Origin of the sequence: Pseudarthrobacter oxydans (assembly GCF_030812335.1) — a bacterium.
GTDB lineage: Bacteria > Actinomycetota > Actinomycetes > Actinomycetales > Micrococcaceae > Arthrobacter > Arthrobacter oxydans_B.
In genome coordinates this window covers 1-2,380 of record NZ_JAUSSN010000023.1, presented here as the reverse complement: position 1 = coordinate 2,380, position 2,380 = coordinate 1, and the positions used below count along the sequence as shown (strand labels likewise).

The following is a 2,380-nucleotide window of genomic DNA, read 5'->3' as shown; positions in this document are numbered from 1 at the left end:
GTCGGTCGCAATCTCTCCGCATCAGCGGCGGCGACTCGAACTACTTTACACACCCCACCGACCACACACAAATCCACCCCCACACCACCCCCCACCCCCCCAAAAACCCCGCCACCACACGGAACCCAGGCCCACCGGGGCCACCCGAACCCTCTTAGCTCAGGAAACACGTGCCTGTGCAGTGCATCACCTGTTTTCGGGACTCCCTCCCGTTACGATCAGGACGTGAGGGCAGAACGCCGGCGCCAAAGGCCAGACTTCCTCCATCGGCGTGTGTCCGGACCGGCCGCCGCCGGCCTATCCGGGGGCGAGATCTCCTCGCGGATGAGGCATGGCCTTGCCTACCGTGTACCGGACACAATCAGCCGCAGCCTTTGGGAAATCGTCCGCGCCAATGTGCTCACCCTGTTCAACGCACTCGCAGGCGCGTGTTTCGTCATCCTGCTTCTGCTGGGCAGCTGGCAGGATGCCCTCTTCGGGCTGGCAGCTGTAGGCAACGCCGTCATTGGCGTGCAGGAGTACCGCGCCAAGCGGTCCCTGGACCGCCTCGCCGTCCTCGAGGCCCCCGCGGTCCCGGGTCCTCTCCGGCTCGACCATTGCTACCGGCCGGGACACGGCACGGGCTACCCGGGTGGGAGCTGGCTCCTTCCCCAGCAGAATCGCCGCCGACGCGAAGCGGTTCTCGCTGGTCACCTCTGAGATCCGCAACAGCCTCAACCGGATTCTCCGCTGGCTCACCTGGGCGCTGTTGCCGCTGTCGGCGGCGTCCGGCTGGCCGGGAACAAGGTTCTCATCCAGGAGCTGGCAGCGGTCGAGGGCCTGGCCCGCGCCGAACTGTCCGGGCCCGCGGAACTTGGCTGGGCGCACGCCTTAGGCTGGTTCGCTGCGGATCCGGAGTCAAACGCGAACTCGCGCTGCCCTGTAACGGCCTTTGAGCACGACGGCGGCGACCCGGGCGGTCTCATCGGTTCCGTTCTCTTCCGCCCGGAAGTGGAGTGCCCTGACGTTCGACGGCGGAACGCCCGGCTCAGGCGCACGGAACCCGGGCGCCCCCGGAAGTCGTGCTGACGGACCGGTCCGGCAGTGCAGACGCGGCGCCGGCGGCAGACGCCGCCCTGGGCAAGGCCGACCGGCCCCCCGAATCCGGCCTGCGGACCGTGGTGCTGGCCTATGCCGCCGCCACAACCATCACGGCCGAAGGCGCCACCCTGCCGGCGGTTGTGGAACCCGTCGTTGTGCTCATGTTTCGGGAACAGATCCGCCCCTATGCCCTACAGACGCTGGACTACTTCCGCCACGAGGGCTTTGAGCTGAAAGTCATTTCGGGGGACGACCCCCGTACGGTCCCGGCGATTGCCCGGACCGTGGGCCTGTACGTCGCGGAGGGATTCGATGCCCGGACGCTTCCGGCCGATCCCCGGCTGCTTGATGAGGTGATGGAAAACAACAAGGTGTTCGGCCGCGTGAGTCCCACCAGAAGAAGGACATGGTGGCAGCACTTCAGCGGCGCGGGCACACGGTCGCGAAGACCGGAGACGGCGTCAATGACGTGCTGGCCTTGAAAGAGGCAGACCTAGGCATAGCCATGAACTCTGCCGCACCTGCCACGAAGGCAGTGGCACTGCTGGTGCTGCAGGATGGCTGTTTCGACCGGCTGCCCGGGCTGGTGGCCGAGGGCCGTCGGGTGATCGCCAACATTGAACGGGTATCGAAGCTATTCCTCAGCAAGACGGCCTATTCGATTGCGATCGCTGTCAGCTTCGGGCCGCTCAACCTGAAGTTTCCGTTTCTGCCCCGCCAGCTGTCGTTCACAGAAGGCCTGACGATCGGCATCCCCTCGTTCTTCCTGGTTCTGATGGCCAATACCAGCCGCTATCGGCCCGGGTTCCTACGCAGGTCACTGTCCTTCGCCGTCCCGGCAGGGCTCATCGTCACTGCCGCACTGCTGGGGTTGAACCTCTACGCGCAGTCGAGCGGAGCTGCCGACTCACCGGAGACATTGCAGTCCGCCTCGGTACTGGCCCTCTCGGTGTTGGGGCTGTGGATTCTTGCAGTGGTCTCCCGCCCGTTCGATACCAAGAAGCTGGTGGTGCTGCTCGCGATGTGTTCGATTCTATTGATCCTGATGAACCTGCCACTCGCCCAGGACTTCTTTCATCTCGCGTGGCCGCCGCCGGATTTGTTGCGGGCAGCGGGTGCGGCTGCGGTGGGCGGCGGGCTCGCTATCGAGCTCCTGGCCTGGATCCACGGCAGGAAGTTCCCCCGCTGACCTGAGCCGGCGATTGGGGTGCTGTTTTGGGGTTAAATGCGGGAGAGCCCCAACCGTGTGGTTGGGGCTCTCGACCGTTTAATGATGTTCCGGCGGTGACCTACTCTCCCA

3 protein-coding genes are annotated in these 2,380 nt (G+C 65.5%); all 3 read left to right on the top strand.

The annotated features are described in order from the left end of the window. Positions 1–505 precede the first annotated feature (505 nt). The 3 genes from J2W14_RS21290 (at position 506) to J2W14_RS21120 (ending at position 2,269) form a co-directional block, all read left to right on the top strand. On the top strand, positions 506–874 hold the full coding sequence (locus tag J2W14_RS21290) for a P-type ATPase (protein WP_370871367.1): 369 nt from the start codon (positions 506–508) through the stop codon (positions 872–874). A gap of 187 nt (positions 875–1,061) precedes the next feature. After that, positions 1,062–1,562, top strand: a complete 501-nt coding sequence (locus J2W14_RS21125) for a hypothetical protein (protein WP_307466201.1) — start codon at positions 1,062–1,064, stop codon at positions 1,560–1,562. Next, a complete protein-coding gene (locus tag J2W14_RS21120) occupies positions 1,487–2,269 on the top strand; it encodes an HAD hydrolase family protein (RefSeq protein WP_307466200.1) in 783 nt (260 codons plus the stop codon). Before J2W14_RS21125 ends, J2W14_RS21120 begins: the two co-directional genes overlap by 76 nt. Positions 2,270–2,380 lie beyond the last annotated feature (111 nt).

Coding starts and splice junctions, on each gene's coding strand:
- J2W14_RS21120 (WP_307466200.1), top strand. CDS start 1,487: ATGGTGGCAGCACTTCAGCGGCGCGGGCACACGGTCGCGAAGACCGGA.